This window comes from Actinomycetospora endophytica, from assembly GCF_021026375.1.
GTDB lineage: Bacteria > Actinomycetota > Actinomycetes > Mycobacteriales > Pseudonocardiaceae > Actinomycetospora > Actinomycetospora endophytica.
The window spans coordinates 588,208-606,413 of sequence record NZ_JAJNDB010000001.1 but is presented as its reverse complement, the minus strand read 5'-3'; the positions used below and the strand labels follow the sequence as shown (position 1 = coordinate 606,413).

The following is an 18,206-nucleotide window of genomic DNA, read 5'->3' as shown; positions in this document are numbered from 1 at the left end:
AGAAGGAAAGAGGGGGAGGGGCACCGTGACCTCGACACCGACGCCGAGCTCGACCACGTCCGGTGCCGCGAAGCCGGCGGGCAGCGGGCTGATCGCGAGCCTGGTCGGGATCCGCGGCATCCTGGCGCTGGTCGTCGTCGCGGTCCACCTCGCGCCGTTCGCGAGCGCGATGATGCCGGTGACGACGCCGGCGTGGAACGCCGTCTGGCACCACGGCTACGTCGCGCTGGACATGTTCTTCGTGCTGTCCGGCTTCGTCATCAGCTCCGGGTACCGGAAGGTGTTCGCGCGCTGGCCCGGCCGCGCGGTGTTCGGGAAGTTCCTCTGGGCCCGGCTCTCGCGCTTCTACCCGATCCACCTCGCCGTGCTGGCCGTCATGGTCGCGGCGGTGCTCGTCTCGCGGGCGGTCGGGCACGAGATCCCCCACGGCGGCAACCTCGGTTGGGACCTGATCCGGCAGATCACGCTGACCTCCGGCTGGGGCGGGGCGCACGCGCTGACCTGGAACGGGCCGGTCTGGTCGCTGTCGGCGGAGTGGGCCTGCTATCTGGTGTTCCCGATCCTGGTCCCGCTGGTGCTGCGGCTGCGCACCCCGCGGGCGTGCGTGCTCGGCTACCTGGTGGCCTGCGCGATCCCGTTGGTCGCGTACTCGTTCATCGGGTTCGACGACGCCTCGATCACCTACGAGATGCCGCTGCCGCGGGCGTTCGGGGCGTTCCTCGCCGGGGCCTCGCTGTGCCAGCTGACGCACGTGGGGTCGCGCATCCCCGCCTGGATCGGCCGGGTCACCGGGCCGCTGGTGGTGCTCTCGCTCGCGGCGATCACCGTGCTGGCGGTCTTCGGCCACCCGAGCATGCTGTCGCTGCCGGTCGTCGGCCTGATCGTCCTGGCCCTCGCGCAGCAGCGCGGCGCGGTCAACACGTTCCTCTCGACCCGATGGGCGCTCGTCGGCGGTGAGTACAGCGTCGCGCTCTTCCTGGTGCACGTGCCGTGGATCCTGGCCTCGTCGCTGGTGATCAACCCGCGGACGTTCCCGGGGGCCTGGGGCATCGTCGGGACGCTGCTGATCGCGCTCGGCTCGTTCGTGCTCGCCTGGGTCGCCTACCAGGTGATCGAGAAGCCGGCGCAGCGCTGGATGCGCACGCTGGTGAAGCGTCCGGCCAAGGCGCCGGCGCGCTCGCTCGACGAGCGGACCGACCGCGTCGTCACGGGCCGGTCGACGGGGACGTGAGGCTCGGGGCGCTCGTCGCGCTGCTCTGGCTGCTCACCGCGTCGGGTGCCCCGCCCGCGGTCGCCGCGACGTCGCCCGCGTGGGGCGTCGTCGACTCGACATGCGCGCCCGATCGGCTGGCTCGGCGTGTGCCCGGGGTGGATGTCGCGGTCGTCGAGGCCCACTGGGACCGGCTGGAGCCCGTGGCCGGCGTCGTCGACACCGCGTACGCCGCGGGGCTGCGCGACACCGTGACGCGCTGCCTCGACGCCGGGGTGCGGGTGGTGCTGGGCTCGGGCCTGCAGTACCCGCCGGCCTGGGTCCGGGCGCTCCCCGGGGCCGCCCTGCGCGACCAGGCGAGGCGCTCCCCGACGAACGGCGCGGTCGACACGGTGTTCTCCGGTGCCGTCGCGGTCGCGGGCGACGCGTACCTGCGCCGGCTCATGACGGTGGTCCCCGCGGCGCGGCTCGTCGGCGTGCGGGTCGGGACGTCGACGGCGGGCGAGCTCGGCTACCCCGGGCCCGAGGCCTCCGGCGCCGCGTTCGACAGCTGGTGGGCCTTCGGCGACGCGCCCCAGCGCGGGGTGGGTCTCGCGCCCGGCCAGTCGGTGTCGCCGCTGCCGGGATGGGTGCCGGGGCAGCCGACGTGGCAGGGGCGGGCGGTGTCGGTCGAGGCGGCCCGCGCGTGGTTCCGGTGGTACTCCGGCGCGGTGGTGCGCGCGGTCGCGGATCGCGCGGCCGCGCTGCGTGCCGCCGGGTACCGCGGTCCGGTGCACGTGCCGGCCGCCGGGCGCGGTGTGCTGCCGGCCGATCTCGAGGCCGCCGTCCAGGTCCGGCTCGCCACCGCGGTGCGCGACGGGGCGCTGCGGCGCGGCCTGGACTACGTGGGCGGCTTCCCCGCGCTCGCGTCCGCGGTGCCGGGGGCGGTCGTGGACATCACCGGCATCGACGACGCCACCGCGGTCCGTGCGCGTGGGCTGAACCCGCCGGCCGATCGGTGCACGTCGGGGGACGCGGCGGCGCTCCTGCGGGGTTCAGCGGCGCTCGACACCTGGCCGAACCAGCGGGTCACCGCAGCCGCGGCGCACCGGGCCGGGCTGGCGCTGGTGGGGGAGAACCCCGGCCCGCCCGCGCCGCAGACGGGCGGGACCGACCGCTCGGACAGCGAGCGCGACCAGCTCCGGCGCGCTCCCGGGTATGCCCGCGCGTGTGGTCTGGCGGCGTTCCTGTTCGCGTTCGAGGACGACCTCTACACGACCCGCAGCGGGTTGACGCCGGGTGATTACGCGGCGGTGGTGGGCGGCTGAGGGTGGCCGTTGTTCTCGCGTCGAGGACACATGGCGCAGGTTCGGAGCGCTGACTCGATGCCTGGAGTGCTCCTGATCTTCAGACCTTCAGATCTTCCACGGCCGCCCGGACCAGATGCGGCCGAACGGGCGATTCACGGACGGCGGAGGCAGCAGCCGACTACTGCGCCGGACGCGTGTATCGATTGAGCTGAACGGTCAACGCATTGCCTGAGCTGTGCGATCCGGACCCGGACGACGCGATGCCAGGGTCATGCTGCGCCTCATCCGCCTCCCACGTCCCACCCGTCACCGACCGGCCGTCGTCGTGCTCCTCGCACTCGTCCCGCTGCTCCTGCTCGGCCTCCGCCCGCTGCCCGCCCACGCCGCCTCCGACCCCGTCTGGGGGCTCATGGCCTCCTCGTGCAGCGCCTCCGACATCGCCGCGAACAAGGCCGTGGGCGTCAGCATCGTCGAGGTCGAGGCGTACTGGGACCGCTACCTCCCGACGGCGGCCGGGGTCGAGAACACCGACTACGTCACCGACCTGCGCAACCGCGTGACGGCGTGCCTCGACGCGGGCCTGCGCGTCGTCGTCGGGACCGGCACCCAGTACCCGCCGTCGTGGGTCCGCGGCCTGGCCGGAGCCGAGCTCGTCGACCAGCGCGGCAAGAACCCGGACACCGGCGCGATCGACACCGTCTTCTCCGCGTCCGTCCGGAACGCCGAGGCCGACTACCTCACCCGACTCGTCGACGACCTCCCGGCCTCGCGGCTCGACGGTTTCCGCGTCGGGACCAGCGCCGCCGGCGAGGTCGGTTTCCCCGGGCCGAACGACTCCGGCGACGGCTTCCTGCAGAGCTGGTGGGCCTACGGCGCCGACGCGCAGCAGGGCACCGGGATCGCCGCGGGTACCCCGACGACCCCGATGCCCGGCTGGATCCCCGGTCAGTCGACCTGGAACGGCACGACCGTCACCGCGGCCATGGCCCGGAACTGGTTCACCTGGTACGAGCGTTCCCTGATGTACGCGATCAAGGGGCAGGTCGACGCCCTGCGCGCCGCCGGCTACTCCGGGCTCGTCCACATCCCCTCGCCGGGCAAGGGCGTCCTGCCCGCCGACCTCACGACGGCGACCAACGCCCTGCTGAACGGCGCCGGCGACCGGGACGGCTCGCTCGGGCGCGGGCTCAACTACGTCGACCAGTTCCCGGTGCTCGGCGGCAACGTCGGCGGCGTCGTCGTCGACCTCACCGGGGTGGACGACGCGACGGCGGTCACCGCCCGCGCGGCGAGCCCCGCCCAGGACATGTGCACCGCCGGCGACGCCGACACCAGCACCGACCCGGCGACCCCCGTCCAGTCCTGGTCGAACCTGCGCTTCGCCCGCGCCCAGGCCGCCCGGGCCGGGCTGCCCGCCGTCGGTGAGAACCCCGGACCGCCCGCGGCGCAGACCGGCGGGACGTCGGACTCGGACTCCGAGGCCGCCCAGGTCCGGCACAGCCCCGCCTACGCCCGCGGCTGCTCGCTCGCCGGGTTCTTCCTGGCCTTCGAGGGCGTCCTCGACGACCCGTCGTCGGGACTGACCCGGCAGGACTACGCGAACGCCGTCACCGGTGCCGCGGGGTGAGGTGAGCCCGCACGCGTTCGCTCACCGTGTGTGATCTGGCAGCGTGGTCGTGGGACCGCTGATCACCGGAGGCGGACCTCCCGCGACCAGGCGGTGCCGGACGAAGAGGGGAGTCCTGCGTGTTCGCACGGCGGGTCATGGTGGTGGGGACGGGCTACGTCGGGTTGACGACGGGGGCGTGTCTGGCGTCGTTGGGTCACGAGGTGGTGTGCGCGGACATCGACACCGCGAAGGTGGAGCGGTTGCGCCGCGGGGTGGTCGACATCGTGGAGCCGGGTCTGTCGGAGTTGGTCTCGGAGCAGACCTCGGCGGGGCGGTTGTCGTTCGTGGTGGGCAACTCGGCGGCGTTGGCGTCGTTCGAGGAGGGCCGTTCCCCGGAGGTCGTGTTCCTGTGCGTGCCGACGCCGATGGGTGCCGGTGGGGTCGCGGATCTGCGTGCGGTGGAGTCGGTGATGGAGGAGGTCGGCGCGTCGTTGGCGCCGGGCACGGTGGTGGTGAACAAGTCGACGGTGCCGGTGGGCACCGCGGAGCGGACCGCGGAGATGCTCGAGCGCGCCGACATCGGGGTGGTGTCGAACCCGGAGTTCCTGCGTGAGGGGTCGGCGGTCAAGGACTTCCTGGGCCCGGACCGGATCGTGGTCGGGTCGGACAACCAGGACGCCGCGGAGCGGGTGGCGGCGTTGTACGCGCGGTTGGGTGCGCCGACGGTGTTGACCGATGCGGCGTCGGCGGAGCTGATGAAGTACGCGGCGAACTGCTTCTTGGCGATGAAGTTGTCGTATGTGAACGCGATGGCCGAGTTGTGTGAGCGGGTCGGGGCGGACATCGCGGACGTCACCGAGGGCATCGGCTACGACCGGCGGATCGGGCAGGCGTTCCTCTCGCCCGGCCCGGGGTGGGGCGGGTCGTGTCTGCCCAAGGACACCCACGCGTTGCTGCAGGTCGCGGACGCGGCGGACTTCGAGTTCCGGTTGCTGCGGGCGACGATCGACACCAACACCCGGCAGCGGCAGCGGATCGTGGACAAGGTCCGGTTGGCGGTGACCGGCAAGCGCACCGGGTCGCTGTCGCGGGTGCGGCTGTGCCTGCTGGGGTTGACGTTCAAGGCCGGCACCGATGACCTGCGGGACTCGCCGGCGTTGGCGATCGCGGCGCTGCTGCGCCAGGCCGGGGCGGAGCTGGTGGGGTTCGACCCGGCGTTCGTGGACGGCCCGGAGGCGTTGAAGTTCCGCGACGGGGAGCCGGCGCCGTCCGAGGTCGAGGGGGTGCCGCTGGCGGCGGACGCGGTCTCGGCGGCCCAGGGCGCGGAGGCGGTGCTGGTGCTGACCGAGTGGGCGCAGTTCCGGTCGCTGGACTGGTCGGTGATGGCCGCGGCGATGAAGCGCCCGATCGTGGTCGACACCCGCAACGTCGTCGACCCCGCCACCCTGCGCCGCGCCGGCCTGACCGCCGTCGGCCTCGGCCGGCGCACCGACTTCGGCGAGGAGTAGCGCGTCACCCGGGGCCACCTGCTGGGGACGAACGACTCGTTCGTGGCGTCTACGTGCACGAACGAGTCGTTCGTCCCCGGTGGGGGGATCAGCGCGCCGGGCTGAACGCAGTGGCGAGGTGCTCCCGGATCGACGTCGCCGGGCGCCCGGTCAGCTGCGCCAGCGTCGGGTCGGCCGGGGCGAAGTCGCCCCGGCGGCTCGCGGCGAACATCCCGACGAGCATCTCGGCCGCCGGTTCCGGCGTGCCCCGCGCGACGAGGGCGGCGCGGTACTCGCCGTCCTCGACGACGACCCGGCGCACCGGCCGGCCCGTCAGGTCCCCGACGATCCCCGCGACCGCCGCCATGTCCACCGCCTCCGGGCCGGTCAGCGGTGCGGTGGGTCCGTCGGGCGCGCCCTCGACGAGGAGGCGTGCGGCCGCCGCGGCGAGGTCCTCGCGCGTGGTCCACGCGACCGGACCGTCGGCGGGGAGCCGGAGCTCACCGGTGCTCGCGGCGTCGCCCAGCAGCATCGGGACGGTGTTCGCGTAGAAGCCGTTGCGCAGCGACGTCCACGGCACGCCACACGTGGCGAGGACGTCCTCGGCGGCGGCGTGGTCCGGCGCGGCGGCGAACGGCGAGTCGTGCCGCGCGCCCTGGTGGGCGGTGTAGAGGACCCGGCCCGCTCCGGCGGCGACGGCGGCCTCGATCGCGGCGCGGTGCTGGGCGCGTCCCTCGTCGCCGAGGGTGTTCGCGCTGACGACGAGGACCTGCTCGGCACCCTCGAAGGCGTCGGCGAGCGTGGCGGGCTCGGTGAAGTCGCCCCGCCGGACCCGGACGCCGCGATCGGCGAGGTCGCTCGCGGCGTCCGGGTCGCGCACGCTCGCCCCGATCCGCCCGGCGGGCACGAGCCCGACCAACACCTCGACCACCCCACGGCCCAGCACACCGTTGGCTCCGGTCACGATGATCATCGACATCTCCTTATCGCTGCTACCCAAATGACGCTAGCACTGGAAACAGCCAACCGCTAACGGAGCACTGTTAGCATCGTTACCGTGACGGATGACGACGGTCCCCGGCCGCGGATCGTCGACGCGGCGGCGCGCCTGCTCGAGGACGGCGGGTCCGAGGCCGTCTCCACGCGGGCGGTCAGCGCCGCCGCCGGTGTCCAGGCGCCGACGATCTACCGGCTCTTCGGGGACAAGCAGGGGCTGCTCGACGCCGTCGTCAGCCACGGGTTCGAGACCTACCTCGCCGAGAAGATGGTCCGCGAGGAGTCCGACGACCCGGTCGCGGACCTGCGCGCCGGATGGGACCTCCACATCGGGCTCGCGCTCGAGCGTCCCGCGCTCTACACGCTGATGTACGCCCGGCCGGACGGGGCGGGTTACTCGCCGGCGGCCCGCGCGGCGTTCGCGGTGCTCGCCGCGCTGGTGCGCCGGATCGCGGTGGCGGGCCGGTTGCGCGTCGCCGAGGGCCGGGCGGTCGGGCTCGTGCACTCCACCGGGACCGGCACCGCGCTCTCCCTGATCGCGGTGCCGCCGGGAAAGCGCGACCCCGGCCTGTCCGACGCGGCCCGCGAGGCGGTGATCGCGGCGATCACGACGGACGCGCCCGCCGCGCCGGAGCCCGGCCCGCTCGCCGCCGCGATCTCACTGCGCGCCGCGCTCGACCAGGTCGACGTGCTCACCGACGCCGAGCGCGCCCTGCTGGCCGAGTGGCTGGACAAGGTGGCCTCCGGACCTGTGAGCACTACGTGATGCCAGGGCGACAGGTGGTGCTCGCGAGCGCGGAGCGCACGTAGCGGCCCGGCGTCACCCCGAGCAGGCGACGGAAGTGCCGGGTGAGGTGCGCCTGGTCGTGGAAGCCCGCCTCCACCGCCACCCGCGCGGCAGGCACCCCGGCCAGCAGCAGCCGTCGGGCCGCCTCCACCCGCCGGCCGACCAGGTAGCGGTGCGGCGGCAGCCCGAACTCGGCGGCGAAGCACTTCACGAGGTGGGTCGGGTCCACGTGCAGCGTCGCCGCGGCGTCGTCGAGCGTGAGGCCGTCGACGAGGTGCGCGTCGAGCAGGTCTCGCAGGCCGCCGGCCGCGCGCGGATCCCGCACCGGACCCCCGTCGTCGTCGGGACCCTGACCCTCGAGATGCGCGGCGAGCCGGTCGGTGATCAGCACCAGTCCCGACCGGGCCGAGAGCTCGTCGCCGGGCGCGTCCAGGACCCGGTGGAGCCGGTCGACGGCGCGGCGCAGGACGTCGTCGACGACGGCGGGTCGGTCCACCGCGCGCCCGACGAGCCGGGCCGGCAGCGCGTCGTCGTCGAGGTAGAGGACCCGCTTGCGGAAGCCGCCCGGCGTCGCGGACCGGCCGTCGTGGGCGATGCCCGGCGGCAGCAGCGTGACCGCCGAGCCCACCGCGCCGTGCTCCGAGCGGTCCAGGTCGTAGCGCACCGCGCCGTCGTCGACGACGAGCAGCGTCCAGGTCGAGTGGGTGTGGAGCGGATAGGCGTGGTCGACGAACCGGGCGTGGAAGACCTCGTCGATGCCCGGTACCGCCGGGTGCCACGCCCGCACCCGCGATCCGTCGACCACCCCAGGAACGTACAAGAACGTGGGGCGACGGCGGCGGATCGTGGCGGCCATGAGCAGCCGCTTCGACACCAAGATCGTCGTCGTCCTGCGCGACGACCTCGCGACCTGGCAACGCCTCAACGTCACCGCGTTCCTCGTCAGCGGGATCGCGGCGACCACTCCCGAGCTGATCGGCGAGCCCTACGCCGATGCCGACGGCACCGCCTACGCCCCGATGTTCCGGCAGCCCGTGGTGGTGCTGGAGGGCGACGCCGAGACCGTGCGGGCCGCGCACCGCCGGGCGGTCGACCGTGGCCTCACGGTGCCGGTCTTCACGTCCGACCTGTTCGCCACCGGCGGCGACGAGGAGAACCGTGCGGCCGTGGCCAAGGTGCACCGCGGCGACCTCGACCTGGTCGGCGTCGCCGTCCACGCGCCGCGGAACGCCGCGGACAAGATCACCAAGGGGGCGCGGATGCACCGCTAGGTGCGCTCCGCGCTTGTGAGCAGTAATTGATGCCAGAGCCTCAATTACTGCTCACGAGCGCGGAGCGCACCTATGCCGGCTCCACCGCGTACACCTCGAGATCCTCCGGCGCGCCCTTGAGACGCAGCCGCCGTTTGCGGCGCGCGGTCACCGTCGTCGCGTCGAGCCGGCGCAGCAGATCCCCGCTGACCAGGATCTCGTCGGCCTTCCCCGCGTCGCCGAGGCGGGCGGCGGTGTTGACCGCGACGCCGAGGTAGTCGCCCCCGACCCGCCGCGGTCGCCCGGAGTGCAGGCCCGCGCGCATCCGGGGCTCCCAGCCCTCGAGGTGCAGCTCGCCCAGCCGGCGGCGGGCCTCGACCACGGCGGCCAGCGCCGCGGACGGGTCGGCGAAGGCCACCATGAGCCCGTCCCCGAGGCGCTTGACGACGGTGCCCGCCCGCGCGGTCATCGGGGTCTCCCAGGCGTCCGCGACGCGGCGCAGCACCCGCAGCACGGCGTCGTCACCTGCCTCGAGCGACCAGCGGGAGAACTCGACGAGGTCGGTGAACACGAGCACCACCTCGTGCTCGCCCCCGCCGCGCCCGAACCGTTCGAGCATCGACTGCCAGACCTGCACGCCGCCCAGCCCGACCTCGCGCGTGACCCCCGGGCGGTGGCCCGTCAGCCCGACGATGGCCCGCCCGGCCGCCTCCGGGTAGCGGGCGCCGCCGAGCGAGAGCGGGTCGCCGAAGTGGGCGTCGCCGGGCAGCGTCTCGCGCAGCCGCTTCACCGCGCGCTGCAGGCCGGGTGAGCGGTCGAGGCCGCGCGCCCGGTCCCCGGCCCGGGCGGCGCCGGCCCGGAACCGTGCGATCCGGGTAGGGGAGTCATCGATGGCGGGGGAGGCGTCGTCCTCGGGCGTCTCGTCCACGCGGCAGTTCTACCCGGAGGCTCCCAGGAGACCGTCGAACACCTGCCGCTCGACGGCGTCGACCAGATCGGGCACCGGCACCCGGCCCGGCCGGTACCACTCGATCAGCGAGTTCACCGTCCCCGAGAGCAGGCGGGCGGCCACACCGGGGTCGACCTGGGGGTGGGTCGCGCCGGCCTCGGTGGCCTCGCGCACCAACGACGCGACGGCCTGGTCGAACTCGCGGCGCCGCGCCAACGCCCAGCGCTCGGTCTCGGTGTTGCCCCGCAGTCGCAGGAGCAGCGTCACGTACGGCAGCTCCGTGGCGAGCACCTCGACCTGCCGTCGCACGATGTGGCGCAGCCGGTCGACCGGCGGGCCCTCGAGCGCCGCGGGCTCCGCGAGGACGCCGAACAGGCCGTCGAGCGCCCGGTCCAGCGCGCCGCGCAGCAGCGCCTCCTTGCCGGAGACGTGGTGGTAGAAGGACGACTTCGTGATCCCGGCCGCCCGGGAGAGGTCCTCCATGCTGGTGGCGTCGTACCCGCGCTCCAGGAACGCCGTCGCGGCCACCTCGACGAGCGAGGCGAGCGTGTAGGGCTCCGCGCCGCGCCCGGGCCGCCGGGCGGCCGTGTCCTCGCGCGACGCGCTCATCGCCGGGCTCCCGTCATGATCGTCGAGACAGTAACGGGCTGCACCCCGTGCCACGCGCGGCCGATCGGAGCAGTGTTCCCGATCACCCGTCCTGCTATTCTACCCACCGAACGATCGTTCGGCATGCGAACCGACACCAGGAGGACGTCGATGACGACGGTGGAGGCGCGCCCCGCCGGTGGGACTCTCGCCCCGGCGGGCGACCCGCGCAACGCCACGCGGACCCTCGCCGCGCCGCTGCGCCGGGCCCTGGCGATCGCGCCCGGGGCGACCGCGGTCGTCTGTCCGCACGCGACCCTCACCTACGCCGAGCTCGGCGAACGCATCCGCCGCCTCATCGACGCGTGCGCCGCCCTCGGCCTGCAGCGGGGGGACCGGGTCGCGGTGCTCAGCCCGAACTGCCACCGCTACCTCGAGCTGCACCTCGCGCTGCCGATCGCCGGGCTGGTCATCGTCCCCCTCAACGCCCGGCACTCCGACCCGGAGCGCTGCTACTCGATCTCCGACTCCGGGGCGCGCGTCCTGTTCACCGACCGGGACGTCGCGGGCGTCGGGGAGCTGGACGTCCGGGTCGTCGGCCTGCACGACGAGTACGAGGCAGTGCTCGCCGACGCCGCCGGTGACCAGCCCCTCCCCGACGGCCACGACGCCCCCGGCGAGCACGACCTCGCGGGCATCTTCTACACCGGCGGCACGACCGGCGCGGCCAAGGGTGTGATGCTCACCCACGGCAACCTCATCGCGAACGCCCTGCATTTCATGGCCTGCTGGCCGTTCACCGAGGACACCCGGTTCATGGTGGTCGCGCCGATGTTCCACGCGGCGGGGACGATCGGGGCGCTGGCGACGACGTGGGCGGCCGGCACCCAGGTGCTCGTGCCCGCCTTCACCGGGGCGGGGGTGCTCGACGTCGTCGAACAGGAGCGGATCACGGCGACGCTGGTCGTCCCGACGATGATGGACGCCCTCGCCGTCGAGCAGCGGGAGCGTCCCCGGGACGTCTCCAGCCTGCGCTGGCTCTCCCACGGCAGCAGCCCCGCCGCCCGCGAGCTGCTCAACCGCACCCACGAGACGTTCCCGCAGGCCTCGATGCTGCACATCTACGGGCTGACCGAGACCTCGCCGATCGTCACGCTGCACCCCGACGAGCAGCTGCGCCTGGACTCGCCGCGGGCGATGTCCTGCGGGCGTCCCGCGGTGGGCGTGGAGGTCCAGGTGATCGACCCGGTGGAGCGGACGCCACTCGAACCGGGCCAGGTCGGCGAGGTCGCGATCCGCGGCGCCAACGTCACCGCGGGCTACTGGCACAAGCCGGAGGAGACCGCGAAGGTCCTGCGCGGCGGCTGGTTCACCTCGGGCGACCTGGGCTACCTCGACGAGGCCGGCTACCTGTTCCTCGTCGACCGGGCCAAGGACATGATCGTCTCGGGTGGGGAGAACGTGTACTCCGCCGAGGTCGAGAACGCCCTCTACTCGCACCCCGCCGTCGTCGAGGCCGCCGTGTTCGGGATCCCCGACGAGCGCTACGGCGAGGCGGTGCACGCCGTCGTGCAGACCCGCCTCGAGGTCAGCGCCGACGACCTCGTCGCGCACTGCCGGCTCACGATCGCCGGCTACAAGATCCCCCGTGCCATCGACCTGCAGGCCGACCCGCTGCCGAAGTCGGGCGCCGGGAAGATCCTCAAACGGGAGCTGCGCGACGAGCACTGGCAGGACCGCGAGAACCGCATCTGAGCCGGGGGCGCGACACGTTTGTGTGACGACGGGGGCGCGCGACCCCGTTGGGCACGACCTCGCTCGTTGACCCCTGTCGTGGACTCCGACGCCGCGCCGAGCCGCCGGCGCCCCGCGCTCCTCGCCGTCCTGTGCGCGCTCGCCCTGCTGGCCGGGTGCTCGGCGGGTGACGCCGACGTGCCGGACCCGGCCGATCCGGCGACCGCGACGACGGCCGTCCGGGACGCCGCGGCCGCGTCCGCCGCCGCGGGCGGGGCGACGATCACGACGGCGTCGTCGGGTCCCGCCCGCGGCCGCAGCGCGAGCACCACCGGGACCGGTGCCGTCGACTTCCGCGACGGCACCGCGACCCTGTCGCTGCAGATCTCCGGGATCGGCGGGGTGAACGCGGTCAACCTCGGCCGGATGGTCTACGCGGCCCTGCCCCCGAAGGCCGTCGGGAACATCTCCCGCGGCCGCCGGTGGGTGTCGGTGAACCTGGACCGCGTCGACGTCGGGCTCTTCGGCGACACCGTCGTCCAGCTCGGGGCGGGCGCCACGGGCAACCCCGCCGACCTGCCCGCCCTTCTCGCCGGGCTGCGCGCCGACACCGCGCTGGTGGGCCCCGAGACGCTCGACGGGACGCCGACGACGCACTACCGCGGGACCGTCGACCTCGCCGCGGTCGGGCGCGACACCCCCGCGCTCGCGCCGCTGGTGGAGCGCTTCCGCGCCGAGCTCTCGACGACGCTGCTGCCCGTCGAGGTCTGGGTCGACGGCACCGGCCGGCTACACCGCGTCGACGAGGTGCTCCGCCCCGCCGACGCGGCCGGCGGCGGCGCCCGGGCGACGGCCACCTTGTCCGACCCGGGCCCCCGTCCGGCCGCGACGGCGCCGGCCGCGGTCGGGGTGCGGGATCTGCTCACCGACCTCGAACAGCGAGCCGGCTGAGGGCCGTCAGCCCCGGGCGAGCCGCGGCAGCAGGGCCGAGGCGACCGAGATCATGACGGCGGCCGCGACGACGAGCACGACCGCGTCCAGGCCCAGCCGGGCCGGCGTGCCGATCAGCAGACCGCGCAGCGCATCGACCTCGTAGGACAGCGGGTTGACCTTGTTGATCACCTGCAGCCACCCGGGCATGAGGTCGACCGGGTAGAGCGCGTTCGAGGCGAAGAACAACGGCATCGTGATCGCCTGCCCGATGCCCATCAGCCGGTCCCGGGAGAGCACGACACCGGCGAGGGTGATCGACAGGCAGCAGAAGAACGCCGACCCGAGCACGACAACGGCGGCGGCGCCCAGCAGCTTGAACGGGTTCGCGGTGAAGCCCACCCCGAGCAGCAGCGCGATCACGACGACGACGACCGCCTGCACCAGCGCCCGGATGCCGGCGGCGAACGCCTTCGCGGTCACGAGCGCGGTCCGTGGCGTCGGTGTCACCAGGAGCTTGGCCAGCACCCCGGCGTCGCGCTCCCAGATGACCTGGATGCCGTAGAAGATCGCGATGAACAGCGCCGACTGCGCGAGGATCCCGGGAGCGAGGAAGTCCAGGTAGGGCGTCGATCCGGTCGGGATCGCGTGGATGCGGCTGAACGTCGTCCCGAACACCGCGAGCCACAGCGCGGGCTGGACGGTGCGGGTGACGAGCTCGGTGCGGTCGTGGCGCAGTTTCTGCAGCTCGACCAGGCACATCGCGCCCATGCGGCGGACGAGCAGCGCCACCTCGCCGACGGGCGAGAAGCGCTCAACCGACGCGGCGGGCGGTGCGGCGGGCAGTACGGACATCGCGCATGCTCCCTTCCTGACCGGACTGGGTGAGGGTGTCGCCGGTGTGGTGGCGGAAGACGTCGTCGAGCGTCGCGTCCGGCCCCAGCGCGTCCATGAGCTCGGTCGGGGTGCCCTCGGCGCGCTTGCGGCCCCGGTGGAGCAGCGCGACCCGGTCGCAGTGCAGCTCCGCCTCCTCCATGGCGTGGGTGGTGACGAGGACCGTCATGCCGGTCTCGCGACGGACCTCGTGGATGCGGTCCCACACCCCGGAGCGGGCGACCGGGTCGAGGCCGACGGTCGGCTCGTCGAGCACCAGCACCTGCGGGGCGCTGACGAGGGCCTGGGCCAGCTCGAGGCGACGCACCATCCCGCCGGAGTAGGTCGACGCGGTGCGGTCGGCGGCCTCGGTCAGGCCCATCGCGTCGAGGACGCTGTCGACCGCGTCGGCGCGCTCCCGGCGCGGGACGTCGAACAGGCGCGCGAACAGGGCCACGTTCTCCCTGCCGGACAGCGAGGCGTCGGCGGAGAGCTGCTGGGGCACGTACCCGAGCAGCCGCCGGACCTGGCGACGGTGCCGGGCGACGTCGAGGCCGGCGACGGTCACGACGCCGGGTGGTGCGGGCAGCAGCGTCGTGATGACGCGGATCGTGGTGGTCTTGCCCGCCCCGTTGGGGCCCAGCAGGCCGAAGACCTCGCCGGGATGCAGTGCGAGGTCGAGCTCGGCCACCGCGACGTGGTCGGAGAAGGCGTAGTGCAGCCCCTGGGTGCGGACCGGGTCGGTCACGGCCGTCCTCCCTCCTGATCGTGCGGATCGATCTCCTCGACGGCGTCGAGGAGCCGGGTGAGCGCGGGTACGGCCGCGGCGAGCGCGTCGTGGTCGGCCGGGTCGAGTCGGGCGAGTGCCGCGTCGACGACACCGGCCCGCATCGCGCGCCAGCGCCGCAACCGCTCGTGCGCCGCGTCGGTGAGCTCCAGGCGCGCGGCCCGACGGTCGGCCGGATCCGGCGTGCGGCGCAGGTGCCCGTCGGCGATCGCGGTGCGCACCAGGGTGCTCACCGAGTTCTCGGCCAGATGCAGCCGCCGCGCCGCCCCGGCCACCCCGATGCCCGGCTCGTCCTGGACCGCGCGCAGCAGCTCCACCTGGGCAGCGGGCAGGGCGGGCACGCCCATCCGCTCCCGGGTGCGCCGCCGCACGGCCCGGCGCAGTGCGATGACCGCGGGCATGAGGCCCTCGGCCAGTCCGACGGTGACGGTCACGGGAGAAAGATTAGCTCTGACACAGAGATATTGTCGACCGACGTCGGTCACGGCCCCTACCGTCGGTGCGCCCACGGTCTCTACGCTCGGCGGCGACGGTGACGCCATGCGGCGAGGAGGCCCCGGAGTGCACCAGCACCACGAGGTGCGCATCGCCGCCTGCCCGGACTACGTCTGGGCGGTCCTCACCGACGTCGCGCGCTGGCCGCAGTGGGCGTCCGCGCTGCGGGAGGTCGTCCCCTACGACGGCGGGCCGCTCGTCGTCGGCGGCCGGGTGAGGGTGCGTGCCCGCAACCTGCCGGTGCGGGACTGGTGCGTCCGCGAGGTCCGCGCGCACCGCGGCTTCACCTGGGAGCAGGTGGGCGTCGGGTCCGCCGCGACCCTCGTCGTCGGGATCCGGCCCGCCCCGCCGGGCGGCACCACCCTGGAGCTCACCGCCCGCCGTTCCGGCTGGGTCGCGTCGGTCGTCGACCGGATGACCGGCGCCACCGCGACGGCCCACCTCGAGGAGCTGGCCGACGGGCTGCGCCGGCGCTGCGAGGCCGGGCAGTGCGCGCCGGTGAGCCCTCCGGCGCAGTCCGCCCGGGACGTCGTCTAGGACGACGACGGGGTGGGGTACCCGGCGCGCGTGCAGATCGTCCCCGGCCCCCGTCAGGTGGTACGCGAAGCGTTGATGCTCACCGGTCTCCCGCGCGGCCTCGTCGCGCTCGGCCGCATCTGGGCGTTGCCCGGGGTCGGGGTGGCCCACCGCCGCGTGGCCGGGGACCCCGCCCGTGACGCACCCCCGCCGTTGCCCGACGTCGTCCGGCGCGACCAGCCCGCCCACGCCGGGCACGGCCCGCTGCTGCACCGCACCTTCGCCGTCCGGGTCACCGACCCCCGGCTCGGGCCGCGCGCCCTCGTCGCGGTGCTCGCCGCCGACATGAACCGGGCGATGGTGCCCGGCGTCGCCCGGTTCGATCCGGTCACGAGCACCGGCCGGGCGCTGGCCGTCGACGACGAGCTCGTGGTCCGGATGCCGGGGCCGTGGGACGGGCCGGTCCGCGTGGTCGACCGCACCGACGAGCCCGGGCGCTCGTCGTTCCGGTTGGCGACCCTCGCCGGGCACCTAGAGGCCGGCCAGATCGAGTTCGCCGCCACCACGAGCCCGGACGGGCTGATCTTCACCGTGACCACGTGGGCGCGGGCGGGCGACCGGTGCGCGGACCTGATGTACAACCGGCTCGGCGTCGCGCGCGAGATCCAGTTCCAGCTCTGGGTGCACTGCTGCGTGGCCGCCGCGGACGTCGCCGGCGGCTCGGTCCCGGACGGCGTCGAAGTCACCACCCGCTCGCTGACCTGGTCCGACGCGCTCGCGGAGCAGTCCGCCGGGAAATCCGCCGCGGACGTGTAACGCCGGCGGGCCCGCGGACGACACCCCTACCGAGCCCCGATGGGCCGCGGGACCCCCGACCTCGCGGCCCACCGGGGCTCCCATCGTTTCCGGGCCCGGCGTCGTTGATCAAGATTTCTGGTCCGGCGCGTCGCGACGGTCCGTACCTCTCGCAGCGCCTAGCCTCGATCGGGTGTCACCCCGACCGCGGCGCCTCCCCGTTCCGAGCGCCCTCGTGGGCATCGTCATCGCGCTGTGTGCGGTTCTGCTCCTCAAATGGCTGGCGGTCGTCGCCCTCGTCGGGTGGGGCGTGACCGTGCTCGCCCGCTGGCTCTGGACGCATCGCCACCAGCGCGTGACGGTCGACGTCGAGCCCGCTCCCGCGTCGGGTCGGTCCCCCGAAGCGGTCGGCACGGACTGCTCCTGGTGCGGACTCGCCGGCGGGCACCGCGACCTGCGGGGTCGCCCGGTGCGGCCCCGTCTCGCGCACGCGGTCGTGGCCGGGAGCGCGGCGAGCCGCTAGAAGCTCCAGCGAGCCCTGGCGGTCAGTCGTGGGCCGGTCGCCGGCTCGGTGCGGGCCAGCACCATGCACAGCGGGCACAGCACCCGTTGGCGCGCCGGGCCGTACCCCGCCCGCCAGGCGAGCGCGCAGACCAGCGGGATCGAGACGCCGGAGCGCGGGTCGTCCTCGTCGCCGTGGGCGTGCAGCGACCCGTCGCGGCAGGCGGACAGGACGCTGCGCGTGGTCGTTCGGACGATCCCCGCGATCGCCACGTGCCCGTACAGCTCCGCCACGGCCGCCGCGCCGGCGACATCGGACCTCACCATCATGCACGGCCAACGACGGCGGACCCCGGTGCGCTGCGCGCAGGTGAGCACCAACTGACGCCAGGGCATCAATTTGTGCTCACGGGCGCGGAGCGCACCTACGTGACGTCGTCCCAGTGCTGCGGCGCCGATCCGTTCACCGACGACGAGCGCTCGAGCGCCGAGGGCGCCACCGGCGCGGAGGGCTCGACCGGACCTGATGTCTCCGCGGCGGACACGACCGGTGAGGGCCCCGCCTCGTCGTCGGCGAGCCCGGCCCACGGCGATTCGCGCAGCACCCGCTTGTCGTGGACGCGGCACACCTGCGCCGCGATCTCGAACAGCACCGTGAGCGAGCAGCCGAGCGCCAGCATCGAGAACGGGTCCTGGCCCGGCGTCGCGACGGCGGCGAACACGAAGATCGCGAAGATCAGCCCGCGCCGCCAGGCCTTGATCTTCGCGTAGGGGAAGATGCCGACCCGGTTGAGCATGATCATCAGCAGCGGCAGCTCGAAGCTCACCCCGAAGATCACCAGCAGCGTGATGAGCAGGCTGAAGTAGTCCTCGCCGCGCAGCGCGGTGATCTGGATGCCGCCGCCGACGGTCACGAGGAAGTACAGCGCCTGGGTCAGCACGAGGTAGGCCAGCACCGCGCCCGCGAGGAAGAGCACCGTCCCGGTCCCGATGAACACGCGCGCGAACTTGCGCTCGTGGCTGTGCAGGCCGGGCGTGATGAACCCCCACAGCTGGGAGAGCCACACCGGGCTCGCGAGCACCACGCCCGCCGCCACCCCGACCTTGATCAGGAGCGCGAGCTGCTCGAACGGCGCGAACGCGACGAGCTGGCACTGGTTGGGGTTGCCGAGCGTCAGCCGCGCCCCGGGGGGCAGCCGGCAGTAGGGCTCGGTGAGCAGCTGGCCCAGGGACGGCAGGCCGAAGATCCGGTACTGGTACCAGACGACGCCGATGATCGTCCCGATGACGATCGCGATGACCCCGATCATGAGGCGGCGCCGCAGCTCGTGGATGTGCTCGAGCAGCGTCATCGTCCCGTCGGGATTGCCCTGACGCGGGCGCAGCCAGCGGGGGACCCGCATCCACGTC

Annotated in this window: 20 protein-coding genes; 11 read left to right on the top strand and 9 right to left on the bottom strand. The window is 74.1% G+C overall.

Annotation, left to right across the window (positions count from 1 at the left end):
* The first annotated feature begins 25 nt into the window (after positions 1-25).
* From LQ327_RS02990 to LQ327_RS02975, 4 genes are all read left to right on the top strand, one after another.
* Positions 26-1,231 carry an acyltransferase family protein gene (locus LQ327_RS02990; protein WP_230730038.1) on the top strand — a complete coding sequence of 402 codons (1,206 nt, stop codon included), beginning with the start codon at positions 26-28 and terminating at the stop codon, positions 1,229-1,231.
* Positions 1,228-2,517 (top strand): alpha-amylase family protein, encoded by a 1,290-nt coding sequence (locus tag LQ327_RS02985; RefSeq protein WP_230730037.1) that lies wholly within the window; start codon positions 1,228-1,230, stop codon positions 2,515-2,517. The genes LQ327_RS02990 and LQ327_RS02985 overlap by 4 nt, the downstream gene beginning before the upstream one ends.
* Positions 2,518-2,824: 307 nt before the next feature.
* On the top strand, positions 2,825-4,126 hold the full coding sequence (locus LQ327_RS02980) for a hypothetical protein (protein ID WP_230730036.1): 1,302 nt from the start codon (positions 2,825-2,827) through the stop codon (positions 4,124-4,126).
* 119 nt (positions 4,127-4,245) lie between these two features.
* On the top strand, positions 4,246-5,616 hold the full coding sequence (locus LQ327_RS02975) for a UDP-glucose dehydrogenase family protein (protein WP_230730035.1): 1,371 nt from the start codon (positions 4,246-4,248) through the stop codon (positions 5,614-5,616).
* Positions 5,617-5,704: 88 nt separating this feature from the next.
* Here the strand turns inward: LQ327_RS02975 and LQ327_RS02970 are convergent, their stop codons facing one another.
* Positions 5,705-6,568, bottom strand: coding sequence for an NAD(P)H-binding protein (locus LQ327_RS02970; RefSeq protein ID WP_230730034.1), 864 nt, complete (start codon positions 6,566-6,568; stop codon positions 5,705-5,707).
* Positions 6,569-6,643: 75 nt separating this feature from the next.
* Here LQ327_RS02970 and LQ327_RS02965 point away from each other — a divergent pair, with 75 nt between their 5' ends.
* On the top strand, positions 6,644-7,357 hold the full coding sequence (locus LQ327_RS02965; RefSeq protein WP_230732948.1) for a TetR/AcrR family transcriptional regulator: 714 nt from the start codon (positions 6,644-6,646) through the stop codon (positions 7,355-7,357).
* On the opposite strand, the gene LQ327_RS02960 is transcribed toward LQ327_RS02965, so the two are convergent.
* Positions 7,350-8,183 carry a helix-turn-helix transcriptional regulator gene (locus tag LQ327_RS02960; RefSeq protein ID WP_230730033.1) on the bottom strand — a complete coding sequence of 278 codons (834 nt, stop codon included), beginning with the start codon at positions 8,181-8,183 and terminating at the stop codon, positions 7,350-7,352. The genes LQ327_RS02965 and LQ327_RS02960 overlap by 8 nt on opposite strands.
* A gap of 49 nt (positions 8,184-8,232) precedes the next feature.
* On the opposite strand from LQ327_RS02960, the gene LQ327_RS02955 reads away from it, so the two are divergent.
* Complete coding sequence (locus tag LQ327_RS02955) at positions 8,233-8,649, top strand: DUF2000 domain-containing protein (RefSeq protein WP_230730032.1); 417 nt, start codon at positions 8,233-8,235, stop codon at positions 8,647-8,649.
* 70 nt (positions 8,650-8,719) lie between these two features.
* Here LQ327_RS02955 and LQ327_RS34510 read toward each other — a convergent pair whose 3' ends face one another.
* Positions 8,720-9,556: an adenylate/guanylate cyclase domain-containing protein gene (locus LQ327_RS34510; RefSeq protein ID WP_230730031.1), complete on the bottom strand. Its 837-nt coding sequence runs from the start codon at positions 9,554-9,556 to the stop codon at positions 8,720-8,722.
* 9 nt (positions 9,557-9,565) lie between these two features.
* Positions 9,566-10,186, bottom strand: a complete 621-nt coding sequence (locus LQ327_RS02945) for a TetR/AcrR family transcriptional regulator (protein ID WP_230730030.1) — start codon at positions 10,184-10,186, stop codon at positions 9,566-9,568.
* A 150-nt stretch (positions 10,187-10,336) separates the two neighbouring features.
* On the opposite strand from LQ327_RS02945, the gene LQ327_RS02940 reads away from it, so the two are divergent.
* Both LQ327_RS02940 and LQ327_RS02935 read left to right on the top strand, forming a co-directional pair.
* Positions 10,337-11,920 (top strand): class I adenylate-forming enzyme family protein, encoded by a 1,584-nt coding sequence (locus LQ327_RS02940; protein WP_230730029.1) that lies wholly within the window; start codon positions 10,337-10,339, stop codon positions 11,918-11,920.
* A gap of 66 nt (positions 11,921-11,986) precedes the next feature.
* The gene (locus tag LQ327_RS02935; protein ID WP_230730028.1) at positions 11,987-12,850 is read left to right on the top strand and encodes an SCO4651 family lipoprotein; all 864 of its coding nucleotides are present in this window, start codon (positions 11,987-11,989) and stop codon (positions 12,848-12,850) included.
* 6 nt (positions 12,851-12,856) lie between these two features.
* Here the strand turns inward: LQ327_RS02935 and LQ327_RS02930 are convergent, their stop codons facing one another.
* Genes LQ327_RS02930 through LQ327_RS02920 form a run of 3 tightly spaced genes read right to left on the bottom strand, consistent with a single transcriptional unit; the run spans position 12,857 to position 14,923 of the window.
* Positions 12,857-13,684, bottom strand: a complete 828-nt coding sequence (locus LQ327_RS02930) for an ABC transporter permease (protein WP_230730027.1) — start codon at positions 13,682-13,684, stop codon at positions 12,857-12,859.
* Complete coding sequence (locus tag LQ327_RS02925; protein ID WP_230730026.1) at positions 13,644-14,450, bottom strand: ABC transporter ATP-binding protein; 807 nt, start codon at positions 14,448-14,450, stop codon at positions 13,644-13,646. Before LQ327_RS02925 ends, LQ327_RS02930 begins: the two co-directional genes overlap by 41 nt.
* On the bottom strand, positions 14,447-14,923 hold the full coding sequence (locus LQ327_RS02920) for a MarR family winged helix-turn-helix transcriptional regulator (protein WP_308286235.1): 477 nt from the start codon (positions 14,921-14,923) through the stop codon (positions 14,447-14,449). Before LQ327_RS02920 ends, LQ327_RS02925 begins: the two co-directional genes overlap by 4 nt.
* A gap of 127 nt (positions 14,924-15,050) precedes the next feature.
* On the opposite strand from LQ327_RS02920, the gene LQ327_RS02915 reads away from it, so the two are divergent.
* From LQ327_RS02915 to LQ327_RS02905, 3 genes are all read left to right on the top strand, one after another.
* Entirely contained in the window at positions 15,051-15,521 is a 471-nt protein-coding gene (locus tag LQ327_RS02915) for an SRPBCC family protein (RefSeq protein WP_230730025.1), read from the top strand.
* A 75-nt stretch (positions 15,522-15,596) separates the two neighbouring features.
* On the top strand, positions 15,597-16,316 hold the full coding sequence (locus LQ327_RS02910; protein ID WP_230730024.1) for a DUF1990 family protein: 720 nt from the start codon (positions 15,597-15,599) through the stop codon (positions 16,314-16,316).
* 172 nt (positions 16,317-16,488) lie between these two features.
* Positions 16,489-16,818 (top strand): hypothetical protein, encoded by a 330-nt coding sequence (locus LQ327_RS02905; protein ID WP_230730023.1) that lies wholly within the window; start codon positions 16,489-16,491, stop codon positions 16,816-16,818.
* Here the strand turns inward: LQ327_RS02905 and LQ327_RS02900 are convergent.
* Together LQ327_RS02900 and tatC are read right to left on the bottom strand one after the other, a co-directional pair.
* Entirely contained in the window at positions 16,815-17,192 is a 378-nt protein-coding gene (locus tag LQ327_RS02900) for a hypothetical protein (RefSeq protein ID WP_230730022.1), read from the bottom strand. The two genes, LQ327_RS02905 and LQ327_RS02900, sit on opposite strands and share 4 nt — an antisense overlap.
* Before the next feature lie 29 nt (positions 17,193-17,221).
* Positions 17,222-18,199, bottom strand: coding sequence for a twin-arginine translocase subunit TatC (gene tatC, locus LQ327_RS02895; RefSeq protein WP_372460639.1), 978 nt, complete (start codon positions 18,197-18,199; stop codon positions 17,222-17,224).
* Between the last annotated feature and the right edge of the window lie 7 nt (positions 18,200-18,206).